Genomic DNA, 25,159 nt, shown 5'->3' with positions numbered 1-25,159 from the left:
GAAGCAGCAGGAATCTGGGCAACTGCCAGCGGCGCGGAGAGCGTCGCAGCGGAGATCATCAGGGCGGCGGCCAGGGCGGATAAGCGATTACGAGTGATAAACATGCTGATACTCCAAATTTGAGAAAGTAGATTGCCGCAATCGCGACGTGGTGAAGGGTTCGCGCTGGGCTTGCTTATTCGAGCTTCCAGACGTACTGCATCTTGGTCGAGGATTGCACCGCTTTGCCGTCGGCCATGGCCGGGGTGAAATGACACAAGCTCCAGGCTTTCACTGTGGCGCGGTCCAGGTCTCTGAAACCGCTGCTCTTTTCGACGGCGGAATCGACCACGTTGCCGTCGGCGCCGATCGTCAGCTTGACTGTCACAACGCCCTCTTCTTCATTGAGCAATGAAGATCTCGGGTACTCCGGTTTCTCGCAATTTCCCGCTACCTTCGCGCTGGTATGCGCTGGCGGGCCGGATGCAGCGGCAGAAGGCGGCGCCACAGAAGTAGGCAAATCATTGGTCGGCGGTTTGACATTGGTGACGGCTGCAATCACGTCCTCTTGCGGCGGCGGCGTTACTTTTACCTCTGGCGGAGGTACGAACGGTGGTGGCGGCGCAACCGATTTCGGCGGCGGCGGGATCACCTGCTTCGGTGGCGGCGGTGGGGGTGGCGGCGGCTTGAACTCTTCGATGATCTTGGTTTCAACCGGTTGCTGAATCACTTCCACAACCTTGCGCGCCAAGCCGGTAAGCAGCGCATAAACGATAAAGACATGCAGAACAACCACCACGCCGATACCAACTAAATTCCTGGGAGGGCTTCTCCCGTCCTGCGCGAAATCCATACTTCTTCCTCAGATACTGCATTTTTCAGTAAAAATAAAACCAACCAATCAGCGACAGTTATGTCTTGATATCTGGACTAATAGTGCTTTAGCCGGACGTTTGATCAGGAGTGTTGCTACAAGGCCGCCCTGCCCACTTCCGGATCATCGGTAAAGAATCCATCCACACCGGCTTCAATATAACGGCGGATTTCTGCGATCGATCCCTGCACGTTGCGAGCATTCTCGCCATTGCCGTCCCGGAAATCAGCTGCGATAAAGCGGTTCTCAGGACGGAAGGTCCAGACGTGCACCAGCAAGCCGGCGCGATGTGCATCGCTGACCAGGGAAGTCGGCGCGTCCAGCCGGCCATCCGATGGCCTTTGCATACGAGGCCAGGGTATGCTCGGGCCGCAAAGCGCAAGCACCCCGGTGCCCAAACACTTCCACCTTGCTGGCCGTTGCAACCGTGGCCGCCGACACAAAGCGCGTTTTCCCGAGGCAGACCGCGACGGTGCCGGTCATCGCGGCTTTGATGATATTTCTGCGCTTGCTGTCCATGCTATCTTTTGCCTTTATCAGAAGTCTGCGTCAAAAGTCAGGAAGAACTGACATGAGAAGCGGGTGGATATTACTGATAATTTGTGACCGCAAAATGACGATAGTTCTTTTGTAAAACAATCGTCACGCGAAAAGATCGCTCAAGCGCTCGGCATTGTCTCCAAGCAGCTTGATTTTTTGATTACCGAACAACAGGCTAGGCACCGATTTACGCAAAACAGCAAGAGCACACTAAACCGGATCGGCAGCGGCGGCGGGAAATACCGGCTCACCCAGATTCAGCATCAGCCGATTGGCCCAGGCAAAGATGGCTACCGAGTGGATCAGGTCGAGAATCTCCAGCTCGCTCAAACCGGCTTCCTGCAATCCCCGGATGCTGGCGGCGTCGATTTCACCGGGGGCGTCTGTGAGTGCGGCGGAAAATGTCGAAATCGCTTGCTCGCGGGTGTTGATACCGGCCTGATACGGATCGTCGAATACTTGCTGCACGGTGTCGTTACGCTTGGCGAGTTGCTCGAAGCGCTGCGCATGCACCGAGGCGCAATAGACGCAGCCGTTGATGCGCGACACCACCATCGCTCCCAGCTCCCGCTCCGCGCGCGACATGCCGCCCGGTGCGTACATGATGGCGTTGAAAGCGGCGGAACGCTGGCGCAGGATGTCCGGCTGATGGCCGAGGAATAGATAATAGTCCGACACCTTGGCCTTTGGATGGCTTTCGTCCAGCACCTTGATCTGCTCTTCCGTGGCGTTCTCGATATCGATCACGTCCAGCCATGCTTTCCAGTCCAGCACTTCATTGGTGAATCCATGTGACTTGATGATATTGCTCATGCTTGCTCCTTGCCAGACGACTGTTTGACCAGCATCTCCATCGCTTTCAAGCCGGCGACGACGCGGACTTGATATGAGATGAAGGCAATCAGTTGCGACAGCGCCACTACTGCGGCGGTGCTGATGCCGGCGCCAGGCAAGGCGTGCAGGGCTTCTTTATCGCCCTCGACCGGCCGCTGCGTCAGGGCGCGGGTAAAAATCAGCATGGCGCGCAAGCGCCATGCTGGCAATTGTTCCGGCTGCCCTTCCGTGGCGGCCGCCAGTTGCTGCGCGTCTACCGAGAGCGCCTCCAGTTGCTGGCGATAGTGCGCCGCCAGATCGCCAGCGCCGCTGAGCCGGCAGGCATACAGCGCCACCAGCAGCCGCTCATCCAGGCCGATGCCGGCCAATGCCGGATCGAACAGCGTGCGATAGCTGCCTTGGGTCGCGATGACCACTTTTTCACGCTGATGGCGCAAGGCATGGGTACTGCCGCCAGACTGCAAACCGACCAGTTTATCGATGACATCGTCCTCGATGCCGACCATTTGAGCACTCATGAAATTTCCTTTTTAGATGGGTGTGCAGTCACAGCGTTTTGCAAGAAAGCCAGCGCCTGCTGCCACGAATGGCGATCGGCATGGGCGTTGGCGGCCGGCTGGCCGCCGCCGGTACTAATGCGCCCGGATACCGGATGGGCATAGCTGATCTGGGTGGTCGGCACATAGGGAAACAGAATCGCATGTCCCGCATCCTGGTAATTCTGCCATTCGACCGGATACGGATGCGAGACTTCCTGCAACTTGTCGCTGATCATTTTCGAATACAGGCTGGACGGCCAGGAACCGTCGTCGCTGGCCGACAGCAACAACACCGGCGCCTGAATTTTTTCCACCGGGATGCGCGCCCGCATCACTGCATCTTCATCTTCGAGGGCGGTTAGCATTGCCAATGCATGCCGATGCGGCGGCGGCCCCTGGTCAAACGGCAGCCAGCTCGCGCTGCGATTGTTTTGCCATTGATGCGGCAGCGCTTTGCCGTCCAGCAGCCAGGTCGGCCCTTCCCGCCCCACCGCCGGATCGGCGGCGTTCTGGCCGCTGTGGACCAATGCGCTCGGCACATAAGCCAGTACCGCCGACACTTGCTGCGGGAAGGTGGCGGCCAGCAGCAATACCAGCTCGCCGCCGCGTGACTGGCCGCTGATGGCGACGAAATCCTTCTGCGGCGTCAAGCTGCGCCGGATCCAGTCCAGGGCGTTTTGAAAATATTCCAGCGGCGTGTTGGAAATATAGTCCGACAAGCCGGGTGCCTTGAAATAAGCCAGCGCCAGAGCGGCGTAACCGTGCGAGGCATACAGCGCCGCCCTGGCCTCGTTGATGCCGCCGCCGGAACCGTTCAATATCATCACGGCTGGATGCGGACCAGCGCCGGGCGGCAGGAACAGCGTGCCAACCAGGCCCTGTTCGCGCACTTCCCTGCGGCTGACACCTGCGGCGCACAGGCGCTGCACCAGTTCGGCGCTGGCACAGACGCTGCCGTTGCCGGCCTTGGCTCGCAATACCGTAACGATCGGCTCCTGCACGCTGGCGTTGAACAGTTCGCGCCGTCCCTCCTGCTCCGGCGTCTGCGACCACAACAGCCCCATCGCCGAGACACCCTGATAGTCTCCTGCGACCGGCTCAGCCAGCGTCAGATCGACCTGGCCGCTGGCATCGGCAACAAAACGCGCACTGCTTTGCCAGTAGCTGCCGCAACGCAAAGTGCGGCAGTTGATCTCCACCAGTTCGCCGGGCATGGCGCCACGCACAACGATGCGGCGTGCTACGTCGATCAAGTCGGCGGCCGGGCTGACTTCGATTTCGAACGGAGCAGGCATCTTATTTCTTGCCGTCCTGCGTCACCATCATCGCTGTGGTGCGGTCGCTGCTGACGGGCGTGACTTTCAAGCCTTTTTTCGCCGCCCAGATATTCTGGTAGTGATATAGCGGGATCACGCCGGCGTCGTCGGAGACGATCTTGGCGGCATCGCGCAAGATCGCCTCGCGTTTTGCCACATCGAATTCGGCGGTGGAATCGGCCAGGGCCTTGTCTATCGCCGGATTGCTATAGTGGCCCCAGTTCGATGCGCCCAGTCCCTTTTTGGCGTCGGCCGTGGCCAGCACATTCACCAGCGCATAACTGGCTTCGCCGGTGCCGTTGCCCCATGCCAGCATGCTGACCGCAAATTCATTCTTGTTGGCGCGTGCCGCATAGGCGGCCCACGGCAGCACTTCAACCTTGGTCTTGACGCCGATGCGAGTCCAGAATTGCGCTATCGCCTGGGCCGTTTCCGGCGCTTGCGGATAGCGGTCGTTAGGTACATGGATGGTCAGCTTGAAGCCTTGCGGGAAGCCGGCGTCGGCCAGCAATTTCTTGGCTTGCGTCACGTCGTTGGGGATATTCTTGATGGCCGGATTGTAGCCAAAGGTATCAGCCGGCATCCACTGGTTGGCCTCGGTGGCGGCGCCTTGCAGAATGCGGTCGACCAGGGCCTTGCGGTTGATCGCCAGCGACAGCGCTTGGCGCACGCGCACATCGAGCAGCGGGTTCTTGTCCAGCAGCTTGCCGTTGTTGTCGGCAATGTAGGGATTAGAGCCTTGGTGGAAGCTAGGTTGCAGCAACAGCACGCGCAAACCGTTGTAAGGGAACACCTTGATATTCGGCGATTGCTTGAGTTTGGCCAGATCGGAGACCGAGACCTTGTCGATCACATCGACATCGCCGGACAACAAGGCCGCAGTGCGGGCGGCGGCGTTATTGATATAGCGGTAATTGACCTTTTCCCACAAAGGCTGGCTGCCCCAATAGTCCTTGCTGCGCTCCATCACCACCCGGTCGCCCGGCATGTAGGAGACGAATTTGTAGGGACCGGTGCCGACCACCGCCGCGCCGCTATTGTAATTCTCGGTGTTGGATTTTTCGCCGACATGCTTGCTGACGATGTGTACCGAAGCCAGGTTCAGCGGCAGATCCGGATTGGCGATATTGGTCTTGACGACCAAGGTCAGCGGATCCTTGGCGCTGACCGTTTCGACCGTGCGCAGGTAGCCGGCGAAAGTCGCCACGCTGCCCGGCACATTGCGGGCGCGCTGATAGGAGTAGATGACGTCGGCGGCGGTGAACGGCGTGCCGTCTTGCCACTTGACGTTGCTGCGCAATTTGAATTCCCAGGTCTTGGGATCGATATTCTTCCAGCTCAGGGCCAGGCCGGGCTGCAGCTTGTTGAAATTATTCTCGACCAGCAGATCCCAGAAATGCAGGTCGACCGAACGGTCGCCGGCATGATTATTGAGTTGCGGATCGAGCGACGACAAAGGATCGGCGAAAGCAATGTTCAGGGTCTGATTCGGGGTTTGCGCGCCGGCTGAAGCCGCACTTAACAGAGCGACAGCCAACAGGCTGGAAAACAGCGTTTTTTTCATAACATCATCCTCGGTTGCGGTTCATCGGAGCTTATCGGTTGCTGCTTATTTCTACTTTATTTCACATCGTTCAAATGACAGGCGCTGCGGTGCCCTGCTGCGATCTCTTTCAAGACTGGCGCTTGCTCCCGGCAACGCTGCATCGCATGCGGGCAGCGCGGGTGAAAGTGGCAGCCGGGTGGCGGATTCAGCGGGCTGGGAATCTCGCCCTTGATTGCGGTAAACAGTTTGTTGCGCGCCTGCAGTCTTGGCACTTCCGCCAGCAAGGCTTGGGTATAGGGATGATTGGGGCGAGCGAACAAGTCTTCCACGCTAGCGCTTTCGACAATCCGCCCCAGATACATGATGACCACCCGGTCCGAGACATGCTCGACCACCCCGAGGTCGTGGCTGATGAATAGATAGGTCAATCCCAGCTGCTCGCGCAGATCCATGAACAGATTCAGGATCTGCGCCTGGATCGAGACATCCAGCGCCGCCACCGCCTCGTCGCAGACCAGCATCTGCGGCTGCACCGCCAAGGCGCGGGCGATGCCGATGCGCTGGCGCTGGCCGCCGCTGAACTGGTGCGGGTAACGGTCGCGCAATTGCGGATCGAGACCGGCTTGCAGCAATTGCGCGCAGACATAGTCGTCCAATTCCGCCCTGCCGACCTTGGCGTGGATCAGCGCCGCTTCGCCGACGATCTGGTCGACCCGCAGGCGCGGATTCAGGCTGGCGTAGGGATTCTGGAAAATCATCTGGATCTTGAGCCGGGCCTCGTGTTCGCTGCGCGCACTCAAGCTGCTGCGATCGGCGCCGTCGACCAGCACTTGTCCGCTCGACAGAGGCAGCAGGCCGCTGACGATCCGTCCCAACGTCGATTTTCCGCAGCCGGATTCGCCCACCAGGCCGACTACCTCGCCCGGCATGACTTGCAGATCGACTTCATCCAGCGCACGGGTGACGGCGGCTGGCCGCATCCAGCCGCGCGCCTGCAGCAGATTTTCGAATGGGTGTGGCTTGCGCTCGCCGAAGCGTTTGCTGACGCGCCTGGTTTCCACCAAGGGTGTTTTGCTATCCAAATTGCGGCTCCGGTTGGGTCGGCAGCGCCGGATGAAAACAGCGCAGCAGATGGCCGCCGACCGGTTCGCTGATCTCCGGACGCTGCTGGCAGCGTTCGCTGACTCTTTCACAGCGGGCGGCGAAGGCGCAGCTGGCGGGCAGCTGCAGCAGGTTCGGCGTCATGCCTGGAATCTGGCGCAGGCGCTGGCCGCGCCGGTTGTTGCTGGGAAGGCTGCCGATCAAGCCTTGGGTATAAGGATGCAGAGGCCGATCCAGCACCTCCGACACCGCGCCCTGCTCGACAATGCGGCCGGAATACATGACCGCGATTTCATCGGCCAGGCTGGCTACCACCGACAGATCGTGGGTGATCCAGATCAGCGCAGTGCCGTGCAGGCGCGCCAGGTTTTGCATTTCAGAGAGTATCTGCGCCTGGATCGTCACGTCCAGCGCGGTAGTGGGTTCGTCGGCGATGATCAGGTCCGGCTTGTGCAGCATGGCAATCGCAATCGCCACCCGCTGGCGCATGCCGCCCGATAGCTGGTGCGGATAGGCTTGCAGCCGTTCCTCGGGGCTGGCGATGCCCATCATGCCCAGCGTCTCGCGCGCCAGTTCGCGCGCTTGCGTTTTGCTGATTTTTTGGCTGAGTTTGCTGTGCGCCAGCACAGCATCGACCATTTGCGCTTCGATCCGCAGCACCGGGTTGAGGGTCATCATCGGATCCTGGAAAATCATCGCGATGCGGTTGCCTTGCAGCTGGCGCAAGGCACGTTTATCCAGCGTCAGCAGATCGGCTCCCTGGAACAATATCTGGCCGCCGACAACCCGCCCCGGCGGGTCCAGCAGACCCAGTATCGAGAAACCGGTGACAGTCTTGCCCGATCCCGATTCGCCGACCAGACCGAGAATGCGGCCGCGCTCCAGCCGCAGCGAGACATCGTCGACCGCCGGCAATACGCCTTCGCGGGTGAAAAAATGGGTGCGCAAATTACGCACTTCCAGGGTTGGCGCCATGCTCATTTCTGCCACCTCGGATTCATCACGTCACGCAAGCGGTCGCCCACCAGGTTGATGGCGACGATCACGGTCAGCAAGGCAATGCCGGGATAAAAGCTGATCCAGTATTCGCCGGCCAGCATGTATTGGTAGCCGTTGGCGATCAACAGGCCCAGCGACGGTTCGGTAATCGGCACGCCCAGCCCAAGAAAGCTGAGCGTCACTTCCAGCATGATGGCGCGCGCGATCTGCAAGGTGCTGATCACGATCAGCGGCGGCAGGCAATTGGGCAGGATGTGATGCACCATGATGCGCCAGCCGGATATGTCCAGCCCGCGTGCGGCTTCGACATACTCCTTTTGCCGCTCGACCAGCGCCTGGCCGCGTGCGGTGCGGGCGTAATAGGCCCACTCCAGCAGCACCAGCGTCGCCATCACATTGACGATGCCCTTGCCCAGATACGCCAGGATCAGCATCGAGACCAGGATCGACGGGAAGGACAGCACCAGATCGGCCAGGCGCATCAGCAAGGCGTCGATCTTGCCGCCGCAATATGCTGCCAGCAAGCCGACCAAGCTGCCGATCACCCCGGCGATCAAGGCTGAGCCGACACCGATGCCAACGCTGATGCGCAAGCCGTAGAGGATGCCGGAATACAGATCGCGGCCCTGGCCGTCGGTGCCCAGCCAATAGTGAAACGTGCCGAGGCCGTTGATGGCGCCGGGCGGCAGGCGTGCATCGAGCACGTCGAGCTGCATCAGGTCGTAAGGGTTTTGCGGCGTCAGCCACGGCGCGGCCAAGGCGGCGATCATCAACGCCAGGGCCACGCCCAGCCCCACCATGGCGGATTTCGACGCCAGGAAATCGCGCAGCACGCGCCGCCACGGCGATTCGCGGCGCGGAACTGGCGTCGGCGTGATGGCCAAGGCATCCAATTTCATCGGGGTACTCATGCCTTGTACTCCACCCGCACGCGCGGATCGAGCAGCTTGTAGAGCACGTCGACAATCAGGTTGAGCGTCACGAACAGGCAGACGATGACCATCATGTAGGCCACGATGACCGGCCGGTCGAGAGCGTTGATGCTGTCCAGGATCAGCTTGCCGGCGCCGGGCCAGGCGAAGATGGTTTCGGTGACCACCGCGAAGGCAATGGTCGAGCCCAGTTCCAGCCCGAGTACGGTCACCAGCGGAATCATGGTATTGCGTAATACGTACATCAGCACCACCCGCAGCGGCGACAAGCCTTTGGCGCGGGCAAACTTGACGAAATCCATCGGCAGCACCTCACGCACATTGGCGCGGGTCAGGCGGATCACCAGCGAAATCTTGAACAGCGCCAGATTCAGCGCCGGCAAGATCAAATGGCGCAAGCCGTCGGCCGTCAGCCACGACCATTTGACGCCGAACCAGGTGACCGTTGCACCGCGTCCGCCGGAAGGCAGCCAGCCGAGCGAAACGCTGAAGGCCATGATCAGCATCAGGCCGATCCAGAAAGTCGGCAGGGAAAAGCCGAGAATGCTGCCGGTCATTACCAGCTTGGACATCGGATGATCGGGAAACAGGCCGGCCAGCAAACCGAGCGGGACGCCGATCAGCACCGCCATGATCAGCGCCGCGAAAGCCAGCTCCAGGGTGGCCGGCAGCCGCTGGAAAATCAGCATGATGGCCGGCTGGTTGTAGACGAAACTGTTGCCCAGATTGCCATGCAGCGCACCATTCAAAAAGCTCAGGTATTGACGCCATAGCGGCTGATCGAGCCCGAGCTGATGGATGATGCGCAGGCGGTCGACCTGGTCGACATCCTGGCCGATCAGGATATCGACCGGATTGCCGATCATGTGCAAGCCGAAAAACACGATCACGGTCATCAGCAGCACAACCATCAGCGCTTGCAGCAGGCTGCGCAAGATGGCCGAGCTCATCGCCGTTCCTCCGGCGTCGGTTCGGCTGCCAGCCATTCATCGCCCAGCAGCTCCGGTTCGTCGTAGCGCTGAATGTTCAGGTAGTGGCTGTCGATATTTTCGCGATACAGCAATGCCGCAATGCCTTGCGCCAACCTTTGCGCGCCGTCGCTGATGGCGGGAATATCGCCCGACAAGGTGCCGTGGCTGAGTGCGGCCGGATAGCAGAAGCAATGGACCCGTTCCAGGCCAGGCAAGCCGCCCGGTTGCTTTTGCTGGAATTCGAAGGCCGTTCCCAGATCGGGCGAATCGGCCAGTTCCTCATCTTCGTCGCCATTCGGCGGCGTATAGCGCTGGCGCCAGTTGCGGATATGCGGCGCGATGGCGGCGAATTCAGGACGCACGGTCCAGTCGATGCGGAAGCCGGTGGAAAAAATCAGGAAATCGAGATCGAATACGCCGCGTGCGGTAGTCACCCGCAGGCCTGGTTCGCTGACGGAAATATCGCCGATCGCCGCACCGAAGATGAAACGCGCATTGGCAAACCGGGCTACCCGCTGCACGCTGGCGCCCGGCGGCGGCGTCTGCTGCAGATTGATGTAATGGCGGATGCGCCACTTCCATTCATCCGGCAAATGCAGGTGGCCGTTGGTCAGGCCCGGATTGCCGGCGCCCTTGCCCTTGTTGATGCGCGGCAGATCCTGGCGCCGGATCAGCAGATCGACTCTGGCGGCGCCGGCCTCCAGCGCCGTGGCGGCGCTGTCCATGGCGGAAGCGCCGGCGCCGATCACGCCGACCCGCAAACCGGCCAGCGCGGTGTAATCCATAGCCTCGGCAGAATGCGCCCAGCGCTCAGGCGGCAAGTGCGCGGCTTGCGGCGGCAGGCAGGCGCCGCCCAGGCCGTCGCGCCCGGTGGCCAGCACCACGCGCCGCGCCAGGACGGTCGAGACGCCGGCCGGCGTGACCACGCGCAACTCCACCACGCCGTCGGCACGCGGCAAGATCGCCTCGATGCGATGCTGGTTGCGCACATCCAGCGCCAGCACCCGCCGGTACCAGCGCAGGTAGTCCATCCATTGCAGGCGCGGGATCTTGTCCAGCGCCTCCCATGCCTCCAGCCCGAACTGCGCCTCGTACCAGGCGCGGAAAGTCAGCGCGCCAAAACCCAGCGCCGGGCCGGTCAGTTTTTTGGGCGAGCGCAAGGTTTCCATGCGTGCGGTGGTGGCCCACGGCCCTTCGTAGCCGGCCGGCGACTGATCGAAAATCACCGCGCCGATGCCGAGCTGGAGCAGCGAGGCGGCGGCAGCCATGCCGGCTTGGCCGCCGCCGATGACGGCCGCGTCCAGCACCGCTAGACCATCTAGCATCAGTGGCGGCACCCAGGATTTGGCGGGCAGATCCAGCCATGCCAGCTCCTGCTGCAGCCGAGCTTCCAATGCCGCCAGTCCCCTCTCTAAGCTGGCTTGCTGAAGTGATTTGTGATTGTGCATGGTGATTGGCGCTAGGTTCAAGGTCGAGGCAAGCTTAGTCGGGCGGTTATTCAGGTGGCTTACAGCAAATCGTCGTGCTGGCTGGCGTCGCGCTTGACGAAGCCGTGCAGGATGTTGCGGGCGGCGGTTTCAAGCGCGCCGATCAATGCCTGGGTGACGCCATCGATCGGCTTGCCGTAAGGCGTGACGACACCGAAATAAAACGGAATATTCACTGCCAGCGGCTTCACCGCCAAACCGGCTATCGCCGCCATGACGGCGTTGAACGAGGTGTTGGTTTCTATCGCCACATCCAGGGCAGCGCCGTTGCCCAGCGCGCTGTCGATGCGTTGCCGCAGCCGGTAACGATTGGACATGGTGATAATCCGTTGCCCGTGCAGCATGTCGGCGCTGATCACGGCCTTGTCCGCCAGCGCATTGTCGGCGCGCATCACCGCGACGCAGGGCGCTTCGCCGATCCAGTGCAGATCCAGTCCGCGATGGGCGATCGGCAAGCTGGTCAAGCCCAGGCTGACCGTCCGGTGCAGCACCGAATGGACCACTTGCTCGGCCGAGGCGCTGCGCAAATGGATATGCTCGGGCAAACCTTGCGATTCAATCAACTTCAGCGCCATCGGCGCGATGGTCGACGCCAGCGCCGGCGTCGCCACCAGATGGATCGGCTGCTGCTCGTCGCGGCCGATTTCCTGCGCCCTCTCGCGGATGGTGCGCAAGCCGACCAGCGAACGCTCGACTTCTTCGTACAGCAGGAACGCCTTGTCGGTGGGGGTAACGCGGGGGCCGTTGCGGTCGAACAAGGCATAACCGAGTTCGTTTTCCAGATCCTGGATCGCCTTGCTGACGGCTGGCTGCGAACGGCCGAGGCTGCGCCCGGCGCCGGTCACGCTGCCGATCGTCATCACTGCGGAAAAAGCTTCCAGTTGATTCAGGTCCATGGCATATTGGTATATATAAATTCCGGATTATATGATTATATGTATTCGATTTGAGTATAATTATTTTGCATAAGCAAATGCCAAAAAACTTCAACGATGGAATGGCATTCAGAAATCTGCCCAATGCAAACACCGCGCACCCCAATCAATCAAAAAACGTATATAGAAATTAAATAACATTCGTTTTTCAAATAACTATTTCACCGTAACCTGACGTCAATCTTATTTTCGAAGCAGCCACCATGACCGCTACCAGTCCCTGTACCACCGGAATCCCTAACCATCGCGCGACAAGCCGGACCGGCAATGCAGCGGCAACACCTCAACTTCCCATCTATCTGGACTATGCAGCCACCACCCCGGTCGACCCGGCGGTAGCGGCCAAGATGTGCGAATACCTGACGGAGAAATTCGGCAATCCGGCCAGCAGCTCGCATGCGTTTGGCTGGGACGCCCGGGCGGCAGTGGAAAAGGCGCGCAAACAGGTTGCCACGCTGGTTAGTGCGCAAACCGCCGAAATCGTCTGGACCTCAGGCGCCACCGAATCCAATAACCTGGCCCTGAAAGGCGCCGCCCATGTTCTGCGGGAGAGTGGCCGCGGCCGCCACCTGGTCACGCTGAGCACAGAACACAAAGCGGTGCTCGACACCATGCGCACGCTGCAGCGCGAAGGCTTCGAAGTCACTTATCTGCAACCGCTGCCGAATGGCTTGGTCAGCCTGGATAGCTTCAAGGCTGCGCTGCGGCCGGACACCATCATGGCGTCGGTGATGATGGTGAACAACGAAATCGGCGTGATCCAGCCGATTGCGCAACTGGGAGAAATCTGCGCCGAGCGCGACATCGTATTTCACGTCGACGCGGCGCAGGCGGCAGGCAAGATCGCGATCGATCTGCGCACGCTGAAAGTCGACCTGATGTCATTCAGCGCGCACAAGATTTACGGCCCCAAGGGGATAGGCGCGCTGTTCGTCCGGCACGATCCTAAATTCAAGCTGGAAGCGCAGATCGACGGCGGCGGCCATGAAAACGGCATGCGCTCCGGCACCCTGGCAACCCATCAGATCGTCGGCATGGGCGCAGCCTTCAGCCTGGCGGCGCAATCGCTGGAGAGCGAAAGCGAGCGGATACGCGGCTTGCGCGACCGCTTGTGGGACGGCTTGAGCGATTGTCCCGGGGTGATTCTCAACGGCGACCGGCAGCAGCGCGTTCCGCACAACCTGAACCTCAGTTTCGATCTCGGCGGCAACACGCCGATCGCAGCCCAACTGATGGATATCGCGGTATCGGCCGGTTCCGCCTGCAATTCGGCCAATGCCGCGCCATCCTACGTATTGTCGAACCTGGGACGTTCCGATGCGCTGGCGCGCAGCGCGATCCGGTTTTCCTTGGGACGCTACACCACCGTCGAAGAAATCGACTATACCGTCGCCACCTTGCGGAAATTGCTGCTGGCGCAGGCGCCGACACAGCAAGACTCTAGCCTGGCGAACTAGACCGACGCTGAGTACAGCACCTGTTTTTTTGATAATGGCGCATGCCTTGTATGCGACCTAAAAAACACCTGACATATTTCGCACGGTAGTGCTAAACTGTTCCGCATGGATACCCACACCGAAAAAAGCGAGCTCACCCTGGCGGCTATTGTCGATACGGCATTGGACATGGTCGCCACCCAAGGCCTGGAGAGCCTGTCTCTGGGCGAAGTGGCGAAACGGCTGGGGATCAGCAAAAGCGGCGTATTCTCACGCGTCGGTTCGCGCGAAGCCTTGCATGAGGCGGTCATCAATGAGTTCGACCGCCGTTTTACCGCCGACGTATTCACCCCGGCGATGGCGCAACCGCGCGGCCTGCCGCGCCTCAACGCGCTGGTGATGAACTGGATATACCGCGCCTGCAATGTCAGCGGCTGCATTTATGTAGCGGGCGCTTTCGAATACGACGATGTCGACAGCCCCATGCGCGAGCGGCTGCAACAGAATGTATTGCGCTGGCGTGCGGTACTGCGGCGCGCTATCGTCCAGGCGCTGGAGGCCGGTCATTTGCGGCCCGACACCGATCCGGAACAACTGGTGTTCGAGATCTACAGCCTGATGGTCGGGCTGATGCACGATGCGCGTTTTTTGCGCGACCCCAAGGCGCAAGATCGGGTGCGCAACGCCTATGAACGCCTGACTTCGACCTATCGCAGCTTCAACTATCACGGATAAAACCCGGCAATAAACTCTGCAGAACGGGACATTCGATTTTTTTACGCGTCAATTTCGCACACACGTGCGATTCAAGGAGCGATTATGTTAATTATTGCCGGGTCCATCATTTTCGTCGCCGCTGCCGTTATCGGCCTGGCTCTATGGCGCTTGATTTATCTGACAGGACAACTTGTGCCCGCCTGCAATGACGATTTCATCTTCTTTTGATCGAAGCCCAATCAACCGCAGGTGCCGTTTTCCGCGGCACAAATACTGATGGAAAAACTGCCTGATGCGCGGCTGTTCAGCACACGCAATCTGGGGCATCGCCGCTTGTTGAAAGACCCGGACGTGATAGAGACGGTGAGGCAATTCCTCGGGCCGAAAAACTAGAGGTGGTTTAGGGCCTGTTAACAATTGATTTGTGAGTGCGAACGCGCGGCAGGCGTTGCGTGCCTAGGCGCAGCGACGCGACGTAGCGGTGCTACGGCAAGGAGCTGCAACAACGGCATGCGACGCCTGCAGCCGTTCCCGAAGGGTTCCAACCAAAACGTGTGCTGGCCGCGTTGCATGGCTTGCTGGGGCACCAGCCCCAGCAAGCCACGCCCTTGCAGGGCGCATACCCGCCTGCATGCGGGATCGTTACGCAGGCGTGCAGCAGTGCTGCACGAATTCCCTGCTACACCCTTGCCACCACACGTTTTGGTTGGAACGCATCTCCCAAATCAATTGTTAACAGGCCCTAGTGCTGCCTGTTGCCTCACGACTGCTTGCGCCAGACACTGGCCAGCCAGGGCTGCTGATCGCGCGGCAGGCCGTCCGGCCGGTAATAATGCTCAAGCTCGACAAAACCGGCATCCGCCATGAAATGCCGCCATGCGGCGAGATCATGGTAGGCGCCGTAGCGTCCGCGATTCCAGCCCTCTTCGTTGCTGCCGCGTGGATTGGAGCTGAATAGCACGCCCTCAGGTTTTAGCGTGGCGTGGAACTGGCGCAGCACGCGCGGCAGTTCCTGGCTGGGAATATGGAACAAGGCCGCATTGGCGAAGACGCCGTCGAAACGGCTGTCCGGAAAATCCAGCTTGAGAAAATCCTGGTGCCAGACTTCGCAACCGCTGTCCGCTCTTGCCATCTCGACGAAGCGTTCAGCGCCTTCGACGCCAACGGCGATGTGCCCGAGCTTGCTGAATGTGCGCAGATCGCGCCCCGGGCCGCAGCCGACATCGAGAATCGAGAACGGCGGCGCACCCTTGATATGGCGCAGCAGCGCAGCAATATTCTGGCTGACGTCGTGATCGCGGGTGCCGTCGCGGAAATCGTCGGCGTGCTGATTGTAATGCTCCAGGGTAAGAGCGGCAATTTTTTGCAGATCTGAAGGCGGTAGTATCATGCTCCATACTTTAGCGCACTGATGAGAGATATCCAACTACGATATCCAAAGCGCCATACCGAAAACTGCACCACGGACAAGCAATGCACCGTTACGCCGGCCGCTTAGCGCGGCGCGACCAGATGAACCCAATGCAAGATCGACTCACTTGGCGACAAAGCCAGTTGCTTGACAGCTTGCGCGCCGTCGGCCGGAGCCAGCGTCGCCTCGTACACGGTCCTGCAGATTCTCCGCTCCTGGCGTTGCTCGATGCGCCTGGTATACAGATCGCCGTAGTCAACGATCCGTTCCAGCAATTGCAGCAAGGCGGGATCCCTCACTTCGCTTTGGGTCAGCTGACGCCAGAAATCGCATTCATTCCAGCGCCGGAAACGCATATACGCCGCAGTCCAGTTGCCGAACTCCCGCGGCAAATGACGCCACGCAGAATTGCGCGACACAATCCAAAGAACCGCCTCAATGAACAAGCGATTGTTCTTTGCGTTGGCGCCAGGGTCGCCCTGCTTCCCCAACAGGAAGGGTTCCAGTTCTTGCCACTGTTCATCTTGAAGTTTTATCATATATTTCCGCAACTCGTTGGTTGTGAAGGAAGCCAGCTTTGTCAGCATCGCCGGCCTGCTTTACTGCATGATCATATTAATAACGCCGTGTTGATCCGTATGTAGGAGAAATCTGATTTTGCAGCGGCGACTTATTGCGCCGCGGCGTAGCTATCAACTCTTCGCCCTATGAATTGCGAGTGAATGTTGTAGTATTCAAGCACTGCGATGCCGGCGTCCGCCTGCTTGCAATCTGCCGGGCCGCTCTGGAGCGGCCACCATCTGGAACTGCGCTTCCCTCAAAATCAAACCAAGGAGTCAAGCCAAATGTCTACTGATCAAGCAAAATTTGTGTGGTACGACCTCATGACCAGCGATATCAGGGCCGCTGAGTCTTTCTATCAGAACGTGGTCGGCTGGAGCATGCAGGACGCCGGCATGGGCGACCGCTCCTACACCATATTGTCTGCCGGGCCGACCATGGTCGGCGGCTTGATGCCGATCCCGGAAGATGCGCGCGCCATGGGGGCGCGGCCTTGCTGGAGCGGCTATATCGCCGTCAGCGATGTCGACGCCTATGCGGCGCGGGTCGCCGCCGCAGGCGGCGCGATCCGGCGTCCACCTGACGATATTCCCGGCGTCGGCCGCTTTGCCGTAGCCGCCGATCCGGATGGCGCGCCATTCATTTTATTCAAAGGCAATAGCGACGCCGAGCCGACGCCGGCGGCAGCCGGCACGCCGGGCCATATCGGCTGGCATGAACTGCACGCCGGCGATGGCGAAAAAGCCTTCGCTTTCTATGCCGGCCTGTTCGGCTGGACCAAGGATGAAGCGATCGACATGGGGCCAATGGGCGTCTACCAGACCTTCGCCAGCGGCGGCCCGGCAATCGGCGGCATGATGACCAAGACGCCCGATATGCCGGTCCCTTGCTGGCTGTATTACGTCAACGTCGCAGGAATAGACGCCGCAGTTACCCGCATCAACCAGGGCGGCGGCAAGGTCATCATGGGCCCGCATCAGGTTCCTGGCGGCAAATGGATCGTCCAGGGCCTGGATCCGCAAGGCGCCATGTTTGCCTTGGTGTCAGAGCAGCGTTGAACGTTGCGCTGTGTCGGTTTGAAGAGGTTCAACCCAAAGCCGCTGGCGCGGCGTCGCGCACATCGATCTGCTTCGGAATCAGTTTCAGCTCGAAGAATGTGTCGGCAATGATCTGCTGCTCTGCCAATATTGTTTTGGTGATCGGCCCCGTGCCAAAGGATGAGCGCGCCACCAGCACATCGACGATCGGCTTGGGCAAGCCCCATACCGCTGACAGTTCGGCCGCCAGGTCGCTACGGTGCGCCTGGCCCCAGAGATCGATCTGATTGAGTTCTTCGATGGCGATATCGAGGATGTCGTCATTTTTTTTCGAATACTCTTTGGAAGAAAAATAATAGGCGCGATTCTTGACGACGCCGCTGGCGTCGGCCAGGATGCGGGCTGACAAGGTCTTCTCGGCTGCTGCAAGAAACGGTTCCCAGATCACCCAGGCGTCGACCACGCCCTTCTCGAACGCGGCGCGGGCGTCGGCCGGCGACAGCCAGACCGGATTGACGTCGCTATAGTTCAAGCCGTTCTTTTGCAACAGCTTGACTAAAAAATAATGCACATTCGAGCCCTTGTTCAGGGCAATCTTTTTTCCCTTCAGATCAGCCACCGTCTTGATCGTGGAAGCCGCCGGAATCAGCACCGCTTCCACCGCCGGGCGTGGCACGGTTGCCGCGACATACGCGATAGGCGTGCCGTTGGCCTGGGCAAAAATCGGCGGCGCTTCGCCGACGTCGCCGAAATCGATGGAGCCGACATTCAGCGCCTCCAGCTGCACCGGCCCGGCGCTGAATTCTATCCACTTGACTGTCACGCCCAAAGGCGCCAGGCGCTGTTCCAGCGTGCCGCGTTTTTTCAGCAAGCTGAGCAAACCTTTCTGATAGCCGATCCGGAATTCGCGTTGCGCGGCGTAAGCGGCCAACGGTGATAAAGCCGGCGCTAAAGCCGCCACTGCGGCGATGCCTAAACCGGCCTGTAACAGGCGGCGGCGCTGGCCCGCCTGCGTATTGTTTTTAAATCTGGATCTGTTGTTATCACTCATATTGCCTTCTCGATGAAGCGGATTAAGTTAGCCCGATCTTAATAAGAGGACAAAATAAAGCGAACGAATAAATTCTTCTCCGGATAGTCGGAATTCAGATATCAAGGGAATGATGGATTCTCTGGGAACGCTGAACAACGATTGCCGGAGGAATGAAAAAAAGAGAACGCGCCCAACTGAGATACAAATCTCAATTGGGCGCGTTCTCATGTAGCCGGCAGAGTGTCAGGCAGGTCTTTTGGCAAACCGTTTAATTCAGCTGTCAGCCGCGGAAATAACGGGTCGGGGTAAACGGCGTCTTGACCACTTCAATCGGCACCGCCTTGCCGCGCACCATTGCCTGCAACAATGTGCCGATTTGCGCGTGTGCGCTATCGACATAACCCAACGCCACCGGACTGCCGAGCGTCGGTCCGAAGCCGCCGCTGGTGATTTTGCCTACTTGTTTACCATCGGCATCGACCAGTTCGGCGCCCTCGCGCGCCGGCATCCGATCCTTGAGCAGCAAGCCGACCCGCTTGCGGCCGACGCCTTGCTCAAGCTGGCGCTGGATCAGTTCAGCGCCGGGATAACCGCCGGCCCGGGCGCCGCCGGTGCGGCGCGCCTTGGACAAGGCCCAGCCCAGGCTGGCTTCGACCGGCGTGGTGCTGGCATCCATGTCGTGGCCATACAGGCAGAGGCCGGCTTCCAGCCGCAGGGAATCGCGCGCGCCAAGGCCGATAGGCGCCACCTCGGGTTGCGCCAGCAGCAGCCGCGCCAAGGCTTCGACTTCAGCATTCGGCACTGAAATTTCAAAGCCGTCTTCGCCGGTATATCCTGAGCGGCTGACAAAACAATCGCTGCCTGCCAGCGTGATTCTCGCGGTTTGCATGAAGACCATCTGCGCGGTACCTGGTGCGAGGCGCGCCATGACGGCGGCGGCGGCCGGTCCCTGCAAGGCGAGCAAGGAACGGTCGCTCAATTCCTCGATCTGGCAACGGCTGGACAGATGTTGCCGCAGGTGTGCTGTGTCTTGCTGCTTGCAAGCCGCGTTCACCACCAGGAACAGATGATCGCCGGCATTGGCCACCATCAAATCGTCGAGGATCCCGCCTTGCGGATTGGTGAACATGGCGTAACGCTGTCGATTTACGGGCAGGTCGACAATATCGACCGGCACCAGCAACTCCAGCGCGGCGGCGGCATCGGCGCCGCTCAGGCGCAATTGCCCCATGTGCGAAACGTCGAACAGGCCGGCCTGGCTGCGAGTGTGCATGTGTTCCTTGAGAATGCCGCTTGGATATTGCAAGGGCATGTCATAGCCTGCAAACGGCACCATCTTGGCGCCTAGCTCCAGGTGCAACTGGTATAGCGGCGTGCGCGCCGCCGCTGCGGCGTGGCTGGTATCACTCATGAAAAAATGTCCTTTTTTTATCAGTAGCTTGATCGGATTGTCAGGGCGGGCGCTACGCCTTGCGCTGCGCCCGCCCTGCCTTTCTCTTCCCTGCGCTCTACTCGTAATCCGCCATCGGCGGACAGGAACAAACCAGATTGCGGTCGCCGTAGACATTATCGACCCGCCCGACCGGCGGCCAGTATTTATTCTGGCGCAGCGATTTCAAGGGGAATACGGCTTGTTCGCGCGAATACGCACGCTCCCATTTATCGGTTAAATCCTGGGCGGTATGCGGGGCATGCCGCAACGCCGTCTGCTCCGCCTTGATATCGCCGTTCTCGACGGCCCTGATCTCTTCGCGAATCGCGATCATGGCGTCGCAGAAACGATCCAGTTCTTCCTTGGATTCGCTTTCGGTCGGCTCGATCATCAGGGTGCCGGCTACAGGGAACGACATGGTCGGTGCGTGGAAGCCATAATCGATCAGGCGCTTGGCGACGTCCTCCACCGTGATCCCGGTCTTGTCCTTGAGCGGCCGCAGATCGATGATGCCTTCATGCGCCACCAGACCGTCGCTGCCGCTGTACAAGACCGGATAATGCGGCGCCAGCCGATGCATGATGTAGTTGGCGTTGAGGATCGCCACCTCGCTGGCCTGGCGCAATCCTGGCGCACCCATCAGCGTGATGTAAGCCCAGGTGATAGGCAGGATGCTGGCGCTGCCCCAAGGCGCTGCCGAGACCGGCGCGATGCCCTTTTCCAGCATCCGGTGGCCCGGCAGGAAAGGCGCCAGATGGGCTTTGACGCCGATCGGGCCGACACCCGGTCCGCCGCCGCCGTGCGGGATGCAGAAGGTTTTGTGCAGATTCAGGTGCGAGACGTCGCCGCCGAACTTGCCCGGCGCGCACAAGCCGACCATCGCGTTCATGTTGGCGCCGTCGATATACACCTGGCCGCCGTGGGCGTGGACGATTTCGCAGATCTCGCCGATGGCTTGTTCGAACACGCCATGGGTCGAGGGATAGGTAATCATCAGAGCCGCCAGATCGCCGGCGTGCTGATCGGCCTTGGCGCGCAGATCGGCGACATTGACATTGCCTTGCTCGTCGCATTGCACCACCACCACTTTCATGCCGGCCATGTGAGCGGTGGCCGGATTGGTACCGTGGGCAGAGCTCGGGATCAGGCAGATATTGCGCTCGCCCTGGCCGCGGCTTTGGTGATACGCGCGGATCGCCAGCAAGCCGGCGTATTCGCCTTGCGAACCGGCGTTAGGCTGCAGCGAGACCGCATCGTAGCCGGTGCAGACGCACAGCATCTGCTCCAGATCGGCCACCAGTTGCTGATATCCCAGAGCCTGGTTGAGCGGTGCGAACGGATGCAGCGCAGCGAACTCCGGCCAGGTGACGGGAATCATTTCGGTGGTGGCGTTGAGCTTCATGGTGCAAGAGCCGAGCGGTATCATGCTGCGGTCCAGCGCCAGATCCTTGTCGGCCAGTGCGCGCAGATAACGCAGCATCTGGGTTTCCGAATGATGGCTGTTGAATACCGGGTGCGTCAGGAAAGCGCTGCTGCGCATCAGCGCCGGCGGGATCCGTTCTGCGACAGCGTTTTCCAGCGCAGCGAACGAAGGCAGCGGCTTGCCGACGGCAAAGATATTCCACAACGCCTCGACATCGGCGCGGGTGCTGGTTTCGTCCAGCGCAACGCCAACGCTGCCGTCGTCGATCAAGCGCAAATTGACCGACTGGCTGCGCGCCGCCGCATGGATATCCTGGGTGTGGCCGCCGGTATGCACGGTGATGGTGTCGAAGAAACTGGCGGTCGGCACCGCATGGTGCAACTGACGCAAGCCCTCGGCCAGGATCGCCGTCAGCCGGTGCACCCGTTGCGCTATTGTTTTCAGCCCGCTTGGGCCGTGATAGACCGCATACATGCTGGCGATATTGGCCAGCAATACCTGTGCGGTGCAGACGTTGCTGGTGGCTTTCTCGCGGCGGATATGCTGTTCGCGGGTTTGCATCGCCAGCCGGTAAGCCGGTTCGCCGCGGCTGTCGATGGAGACCCCGACCAGGCGTCCCGGCATCACGCGCTTGTCCGCGTCCAGGGTGGCGAAATACGCCGCGTGCGGGCCGCCATAACCGAGCGGCACGCCGAAGCGCTGAGCGCTGCCGATCACCACATCGGCGCCGAATTCGCCCGGCGGCGTCAGCAGGGTCAGCGCCAGCAGATCGGCGGCAACTACTACCAGCGCTTGCTTGCTGTGCGCCAGACGCGCGGTGTCGGCGTAGTCGTTGATGTCGCCGTTGACGGTCGGATATTGCAGCAGCACGCCGAAACAGTCCAGCCGCTCCAGATCCTTGAGATGATCGCCGACCACCACCTCGACCCCGATCGGCGCGGCGCGGGTGCGCAGCACGTCGATGGTTTGCGGGAAACAGTCTTGCGATACGAAAAAGATATTGCTCTTGCTTTTCGACAGGCGCTGGCAAAAAGTCATCGCTTCGGCTGCCGCGGTGGCTTCGTCCAGCAAGGAGGCGTTAGCGATTTCCATGCCGGTCAGATCGGTCACCATGGTTTGGAAATTCAGCAGCGCTTCCAGCCGTCCTTGTGAAATTTCCGGCTGGTATGGCGTATAGGCGGTATACCAGGCCGGGTTTTCCAGCAGATTGCGCAGGATCACGGTCGGCGTATGGCAATTGTAATAACCCATGCCGATATGTGATTTGAACAGCTGGTTCTTGCCGGCGATCTGGCGCAGCGCCGCCAGCGTTTCCGCTTCGCTGCGCGGGGAGCCGAGTGGCAGCGGCTGCCGCTGCAGGATAGCGGCCGGTACGACTTTCTGTATCAGTGCCTCGATCGAATCGAAACCGAGAGCTGTCAGCATGGCCTTTTGTTGGGTGTGATCCGGGCCGATATGGCGTTCAATGAAATCGGCATGTTGCGCCAGATCTTCAAGAGCAGGCCGTGATTGTGTCATGGGTGCTTCCTTCATTTAATGAACAGTAAAACTGCGCTTGTGCTTAAGCCAGGCCTTTGATCATGGCGTCATAAGCTGCTTTGTCCATCAGACTGTTCAACTCGGCCGTATCGTCTACTTTCATCTTGAAGAACCAGCCGGCGCCCAGCGGATCTTCGTTCACCTTGCCTGGTTCGTCCGCCAGCGTCTCGTTGATTTCGACCACTGTGCCGGCAACCGGCATATTGATTTCGCTTGCAGCCTTGACCGATTCGATCACCGCGGCTTCCTCGCCCTTGGCGATATCGGCGCCGACTTCAGGCAATTGCACAAAAACCAGGTCGCCCAGATGATCTTGCGCGTAAGCGGTAATGCCGACCGTCACCAGACCGTCGTCCTCGATACGCAACCATTCATGCTCAACCGTGTATTTTTCCTGACCCATGCCCATCTCCTTTATAAAAAAACATGATATTCAAATTACTTATCCGAATTTTACGACCGAAACGCCATGCATGATACTGCGATACGCCGTGACCCGGCATAGCGGGCAGCGATGAAAATTCATCGGAACCAGCTAAGGTCTTGATTCTTTGAGAATTATCCGCGAGCGGGATAAGGATGGCAGAAATCGCCGAAGGAGTTTAACGGTGGAACGCGGTGGGTGTACTGCCTCAGCGCCCGCCAGCTCTATCAGCGATGGCAAGGCCCTGTGGGTTCAGGCGGGCCTGCATGTTGTACTCAAATCACCTTCTCTTCACGCAACGTTGCAATGTAATCCTTGCCGTAGCCAAGTTGCGCCAGCACTTCCTCGGTATGTTCTCCCAGCAAAGGCGAACGGGTGACTTCGGTCGGGCTGTCCGACATCTTGATCGGGTTACCCACCGTCAGGTACTTGCCGCGTGTCGGATGATCGACTTCGACGATGGTGCCGGTCTGGCGCAGCGAAGCATCCTCGGCAATTTCTTTCATCGACAGAATCGGTCCGCATGGAATGTCGTACTGATTCAGGATCTCCATGGCTTCGAATTTGGTCTTGCTCATGGTCCATTGTTCGATGCGGGCAAAGATGGGCTTCAGATGCAATAGACGGGCGGCAGGCGTGGCGTAAGCCTCGTCGGTAATCCAGCCCTCCTCGCCGATCACCTTGCAGACCGCCGGCCAGACCGCGCCCTGAGTGATGAAATAAATATAGGCGTTGGGGTCGGTTTCCCAGCCTTTGCATTTCAGAATCGAGCCCGGCTGGCCGCCGCCGGAGGCATTGCCGGCGCGCGGTACCGCCTCGCCGAATTTGCTGTCCGGATACTGCGGATATTCATGCATGGTGCCGGTGCGCTCCAGCCGTTGCTGATCGCGCAGTTTGACCCGGCACAGGTTCAGCACCGCATCTTGCATCGGCGCCAGCACTTTCTGGCCGCGGCCTGAAGTGTGACGCTGATACAGTGCGCTGACGATCCCCAGCGCCAGGTGCAAGCCGGTGCCGCTGTCGCCGATCTGGGCGCCGGTCACCATCGGCGGGCCGTCGTCGAAACCGGTGGTGGAAGCCGCGCCGCCTGCGCACTGGGCGACATTTTCGTAGACCTTGCAATCTTCGTATTTGCCGGGACCGAAACCTTTGACCGAGGCCACGATCATGCGCGGATTCAACTCTTGAATCCGCTCCCAGGAAAAGCCCATGCGGTCCAGCGCGCCCGGCGCAAAATTCTCCACCAGCACATCGCAATCCTTGATCAGCGTTTCCAGCACTTCCTTGCCTTTGGGATTCTTGGTGTCGAGCGTGATCGAGCGTTTGTTATGGTTCAACATCGTGAAATACAGGCTGTCGACCCCGGGAATATCGCGCAACTGCCCGCGTGTGGCGTCGCCCTCGCCGGCCCGCTCGACCTTGATGACATCGGCGCCGAACCAGGCCAGCAACTGGGTGCAGGTCGGCCCTGACTGGACATGGGTGAAGTCAAGAATGCGCACGCCATCCAGTGCTTTGCTCATGGAAATCTCCTGTTTATATTTATCATCGGCGCCGTGTTCCCGGCGCCCTCTCGATCTTAACTGGATTCAGCTTCTTGCGCCGCCAGCCTGGCTTCCATTTCCGCCAGCCGTTTGCGCAAGGCGCGATCCTCCGCAAAGCGGCTGCTTTCATCGCGGATGACCGCAACGATCGCCGCCACCTTGTTATTTGCCGTATGCAGCAACGCCACCGTAAACGCGATGGATAAAATGTGGCCATCCTTATGCACGGCCGGCACCCGCAATACATCGTTGCCATAGCGGGTGACGCCGGTATCCATGGTCTTCTGGTAACCATCCCAGTGACGTTGGCGCTGCCGTTCGGGGATGATCAGGTCCAGCGACCTGCCTAGCGCCTCGCCCTGGGTAAAACCGAACATGCGCTCGGCTGCCGGATTCCATAAGGTGATGGCGCCGCCGGCGTCGGAAATCACGATGGCGTCGCCAACCGCCTCGACCAATTGTTTGAGATCAAGTGTGGAAGACATATCCTTGCTCCTGTATTGATAAAGCGCTTTTCATGTAAAAACGGCGCCCTGGGCGGACGCCGGC

General features: G+C 60.1%; 24 protein-coding genes. 4 read left to right on the top strand and 20 right to left on the bottom strand.

The window, feature by feature from the left end; translation table 11 throughout:
• Positions 1 to 175 precede the first annotated feature (175 nt).
• The 12 genes from KHU33_RS08280 to KHU33_RS08225 all read right to left on the bottom strand — a co-directional run bounded on the left by KHU33_RS08280 (position 176) and on the right by KHU33_RS08225 (position 12,014).
• Positions 176 to 832: an energy transducer TonB gene (locus KHU33_RS08280; protein WP_211462309.1), complete on the bottom strand. Its 657-nt coding sequence runs from the start codon at positions 830 to 832 to the stop codon at positions 176 to 178.
• Between the two features lie 116 nt (positions 833 to 948).
• Positions 949 to 1,200, bottom strand: a complete 252-nt coding sequence (locus KHU33_RS08275; RefSeq protein ID WP_211462307.1) for a glycerophosphodiester phosphodiesterase family protein — start codon at positions 1,198 to 1,200, stop codon at positions 949 to 951.
• A gap of 403 nt (positions 1,201 to 1,603) precedes the next feature.
• Positions 1,604 to 2,206 (bottom strand): peroxidase-related enzyme, encoded by a 603-nt coding sequence (locus KHU33_RS08270; protein WP_211462305.1) that lies wholly within the window; start codon positions 2,204 to 2,206, stop codon positions 1,604 to 1,606.
• A complete protein-coding gene (locus KHU33_RS08265; protein WP_211462303.1) occupies positions 2,203 to 2,745 on the bottom strand; it encodes a CMD domain-containing protein in 543 nt (180 codons plus the stop codon). The genes KHU33_RS08270 and KHU33_RS08265 overlap by 4 nt, the downstream gene beginning before the upstream one ends.
• The gene (locus KHU33_RS08260) at positions 2,742 to 4,061 is read right to left on the bottom strand and encodes an acyl-CoA thioester hydrolase/BAAT C-terminal domain-containing protein (protein WP_211462301.1); all 1,320 of its coding nucleotides are present in this window, start codon (positions 4,059 to 4,061) and stop codon (positions 2,742 to 2,744) included. Before KHU33_RS08260 ends, KHU33_RS08265 begins: the two co-directional genes overlap by 4 nt.
• A gap of 1 nt (position 4,062) precedes the next feature.
• Positions 4,063 to 5,646, bottom strand: a complete 1,584-nt coding sequence (locus tag KHU33_RS08255; protein WP_211462299.1) for an ABC transporter substrate-binding protein — start codon at positions 5,644 to 5,646, stop codon at positions 4,063 to 4,065.
• A gap of 56 nt (positions 5,647 to 5,702) precedes the next feature.
• Positions 5,703 to 6,710 (bottom strand): ABC transporter ATP-binding protein, encoded by a 1,008-nt coding sequence (locus tag KHU33_RS08250; RefSeq protein WP_211462297.1) that lies wholly within the window; start codon positions 6,708 to 6,710, stop codon positions 5,703 to 5,705.
• Positions 6,703 to 7,710 (bottom strand): ABC transporter ATP-binding protein, encoded by a 1,008-nt coding sequence (locus tag KHU33_RS08245; RefSeq protein ID WP_407928259.1) that lies wholly within the window; start codon positions 7,708 to 7,710, stop codon positions 6,703 to 6,705. The genes KHU33_RS08250 and KHU33_RS08245 overlap by 8 nt, the downstream gene beginning before the upstream one ends.
• The gene (locus KHU33_RS08240; protein WP_230414126.1) at positions 7,707 to 8,639 is read right to left on the bottom strand and encodes an ABC transporter permease; all 933 of its coding nucleotides are present in this window, start codon (positions 8,637 to 8,639) and stop codon (positions 7,707 to 7,709) included. The genes KHU33_RS08245 and KHU33_RS08240 overlap by 4 nt, the downstream gene beginning before the upstream one ends.
• A complete protein-coding gene (locus tag KHU33_RS08235) occupies positions 8,636 to 9,610 on the bottom strand; it encodes an ABC transporter permease (RefSeq protein WP_211462295.1) in 975 nt (324 codons plus the stop codon). The genes KHU33_RS08240 and KHU33_RS08235 overlap by 4 nt, the downstream gene beginning before the upstream one ends.
• Positions 9,607 to 11,079, bottom strand: coding sequence for a flavin-containing monooxygenase (locus tag KHU33_RS08230; protein WP_211462293.1), 1,473 nt, complete (start codon positions 11,077 to 11,079; stop codon positions 9,607 to 9,609). Before KHU33_RS08230 ends, KHU33_RS08235 begins: the two co-directional genes overlap by 4 nt.
• A gap of 59 nt (positions 11,080 to 11,138) precedes the next feature.
• A complete protein-coding gene (locus KHU33_RS08225; protein WP_211462291.1) occupies positions 11,139 to 12,014 on the bottom strand; it encodes a LysR family transcriptional regulator in 876 nt (291 codons plus the stop codon).
• A 242-nt stretch (positions 12,015 to 12,256) separates the two neighbouring features.
• Between KHU33_RS08225 and KHU33_RS08220 the strand changes: the two genes are divergently transcribed.
• From KHU33_RS08220 to KHU33_RS26675, 3 genes are all read left to right on the top strand, one after another.
• The gene (locus KHU33_RS08220; RefSeq protein WP_211462289.1) at positions 12,257 to 13,510 is read left to right on the top strand and encodes an IscS subfamily cysteine desulfurase; all 1,254 of its coding nucleotides are present in this window, start codon (positions 12,257 to 12,259) and stop codon (positions 13,508 to 13,510) included.
• Positions 13,511 to 13,615: 105 nt separating this feature from the next.
• Positions 13,616 to 14,224 carry a TetR/AcrR family transcriptional regulator gene (locus tag KHU33_RS08215; protein ID WP_211462287.1) on the top strand — a complete coding sequence of 203 codons (609 nt, stop codon included), beginning with the start codon at positions 13,616 to 13,618 and terminating at the stop codon, positions 14,222 to 14,224.
• A gap of 84 nt (positions 14,225 to 14,308) precedes the next feature.
• On the top strand, positions 14,309 to 14,434 hold the full coding sequence (locus tag KHU33_RS26675) for a hypothetical protein (protein WP_268907116.1): 126 nt from the start codon (positions 14,309 to 14,311) through the stop codon (positions 14,432 to 14,434).
• 532 nt (positions 14,435 to 14,966) lie between these two features.
• On the opposite strand, the gene KHU33_RS08210 is transcribed toward KHU33_RS26675, so the two are convergent.
• Together KHU33_RS08210 and KHU33_RS08205 are read right to left on the bottom strand one after the other, a co-directional pair.
• Complete coding sequence (locus tag KHU33_RS08210) at positions 14,967 to 15,596, bottom strand: class I SAM-dependent methyltransferase (protein ID WP_211462285.1); 630 nt, start codon at positions 15,594 to 15,596, stop codon at positions 14,967 to 14,969.
• A 104-nt stretch (positions 15,597 to 15,700) separates the two neighbouring features.
• Positions 15,701 to 16,156, bottom strand: coding sequence for a transposase (locus tag KHU33_RS08205; protein ID WP_211462283.1), 456 nt, complete (start codon positions 16,154 to 16,156; stop codon positions 15,701 to 15,703).
• Between the two features lie 306 nt (positions 16,157 to 16,462).
• Between KHU33_RS08205 and KHU33_RS08200 the strand changes: the two genes are divergently transcribed.
• A complete protein-coding gene (locus KHU33_RS08200) occupies positions 16,463 to 17,236 on the top strand; it encodes a VOC family protein (protein WP_211462281.1) in 774 nt (257 codons plus the stop codon).
• Positions 17,237 to 17,264: 28 nt separating this feature from the next.
• On the opposite strand, the gene KHU33_RS08195 is transcribed toward KHU33_RS08200, so the two are convergent.
• From KHU33_RS08195 to KHU33_RS08170, 6 genes are all read right to left on the bottom strand, one after another.
• The gene (locus KHU33_RS08195) at positions 17,265 to 18,266 is read right to left on the bottom strand and encodes a sulfonate ABC transporter substrate-binding protein (protein ID WP_211462279.1); all 1,002 of its coding nucleotides are present in this window, start codon (positions 18,264 to 18,266) and stop codon (positions 17,265 to 17,267) included.
• Between the two features lie 262 nt (positions 18,267 to 18,528).
• Positions 18,529 to 19,659: a glycine cleavage system aminomethyltransferase GcvT gene (gene gcvT, locus KHU33_RS08190; RefSeq protein WP_211462270.1), complete on the bottom strand. Its 1,131-nt coding sequence runs from the start codon at positions 19,657 to 19,659 to the stop codon at positions 18,529 to 18,531.
• Positions 19,660 to 19,756: 97 nt separating this feature from the next.
• A complete protein-coding gene (gene gcvP, locus KHU33_RS08185; RefSeq protein WP_407928258.1) occupies positions 19,757 to 22,621 on the bottom strand; it encodes an aminomethyl-transferring glycine dehydrogenase in 2,865 nt (954 codons plus the stop codon).
• 43 nt (positions 22,622 to 22,664) lie between these two features.
• Positions 22,665 to 23,045 (bottom strand): glycine cleavage system protein GcvH, encoded by a 381-nt coding sequence (gene gcvH, locus KHU33_RS08180; RefSeq protein ID WP_407928257.1) that lies wholly within the window; start codon positions 23,043 to 23,045, stop codon positions 22,665 to 22,667.
• Positions 23,046 to 23,341: 296 nt separating this feature from the next.
• Complete coding sequence (gene frc / locus KHU33_RS08175; RefSeq protein WP_211462264.1) at positions 23,342 to 24,589, bottom strand: formyl-CoA transferase; 1,248 nt, start codon at positions 24,587 to 24,589, stop codon at positions 23,342 to 23,344.
• Between the two features lie 56 nt (positions 24,590 to 24,645).
• Positions 24,646 to 25,095, bottom strand: a complete 450-nt coding sequence (locus tag KHU33_RS08170) for a PAS domain S-box protein (protein ID WP_211462262.1) — start codon at positions 25,093 to 25,095, stop codon at positions 24,646 to 24,648.
• Between the last annotated feature and the right edge of the window lie 64 nt (positions 25,096 to 25,159).

The sequence above is a fragment of the Collimonas silvisoli genome (assembly GCF_018305005.1).
Taxonomy (GTDB): domain Bacteria; phylum Pseudomonadota; class Gammaproteobacteria; order Burkholderiales; family Burkholderiaceae_D; genus Collimonas; species Collimonas silvisoli.
The sequence above is the reverse complement of the archived record's forward strand: the minus strand, read 5'-3'. Positions and strand labels throughout refer to the sequence as shown.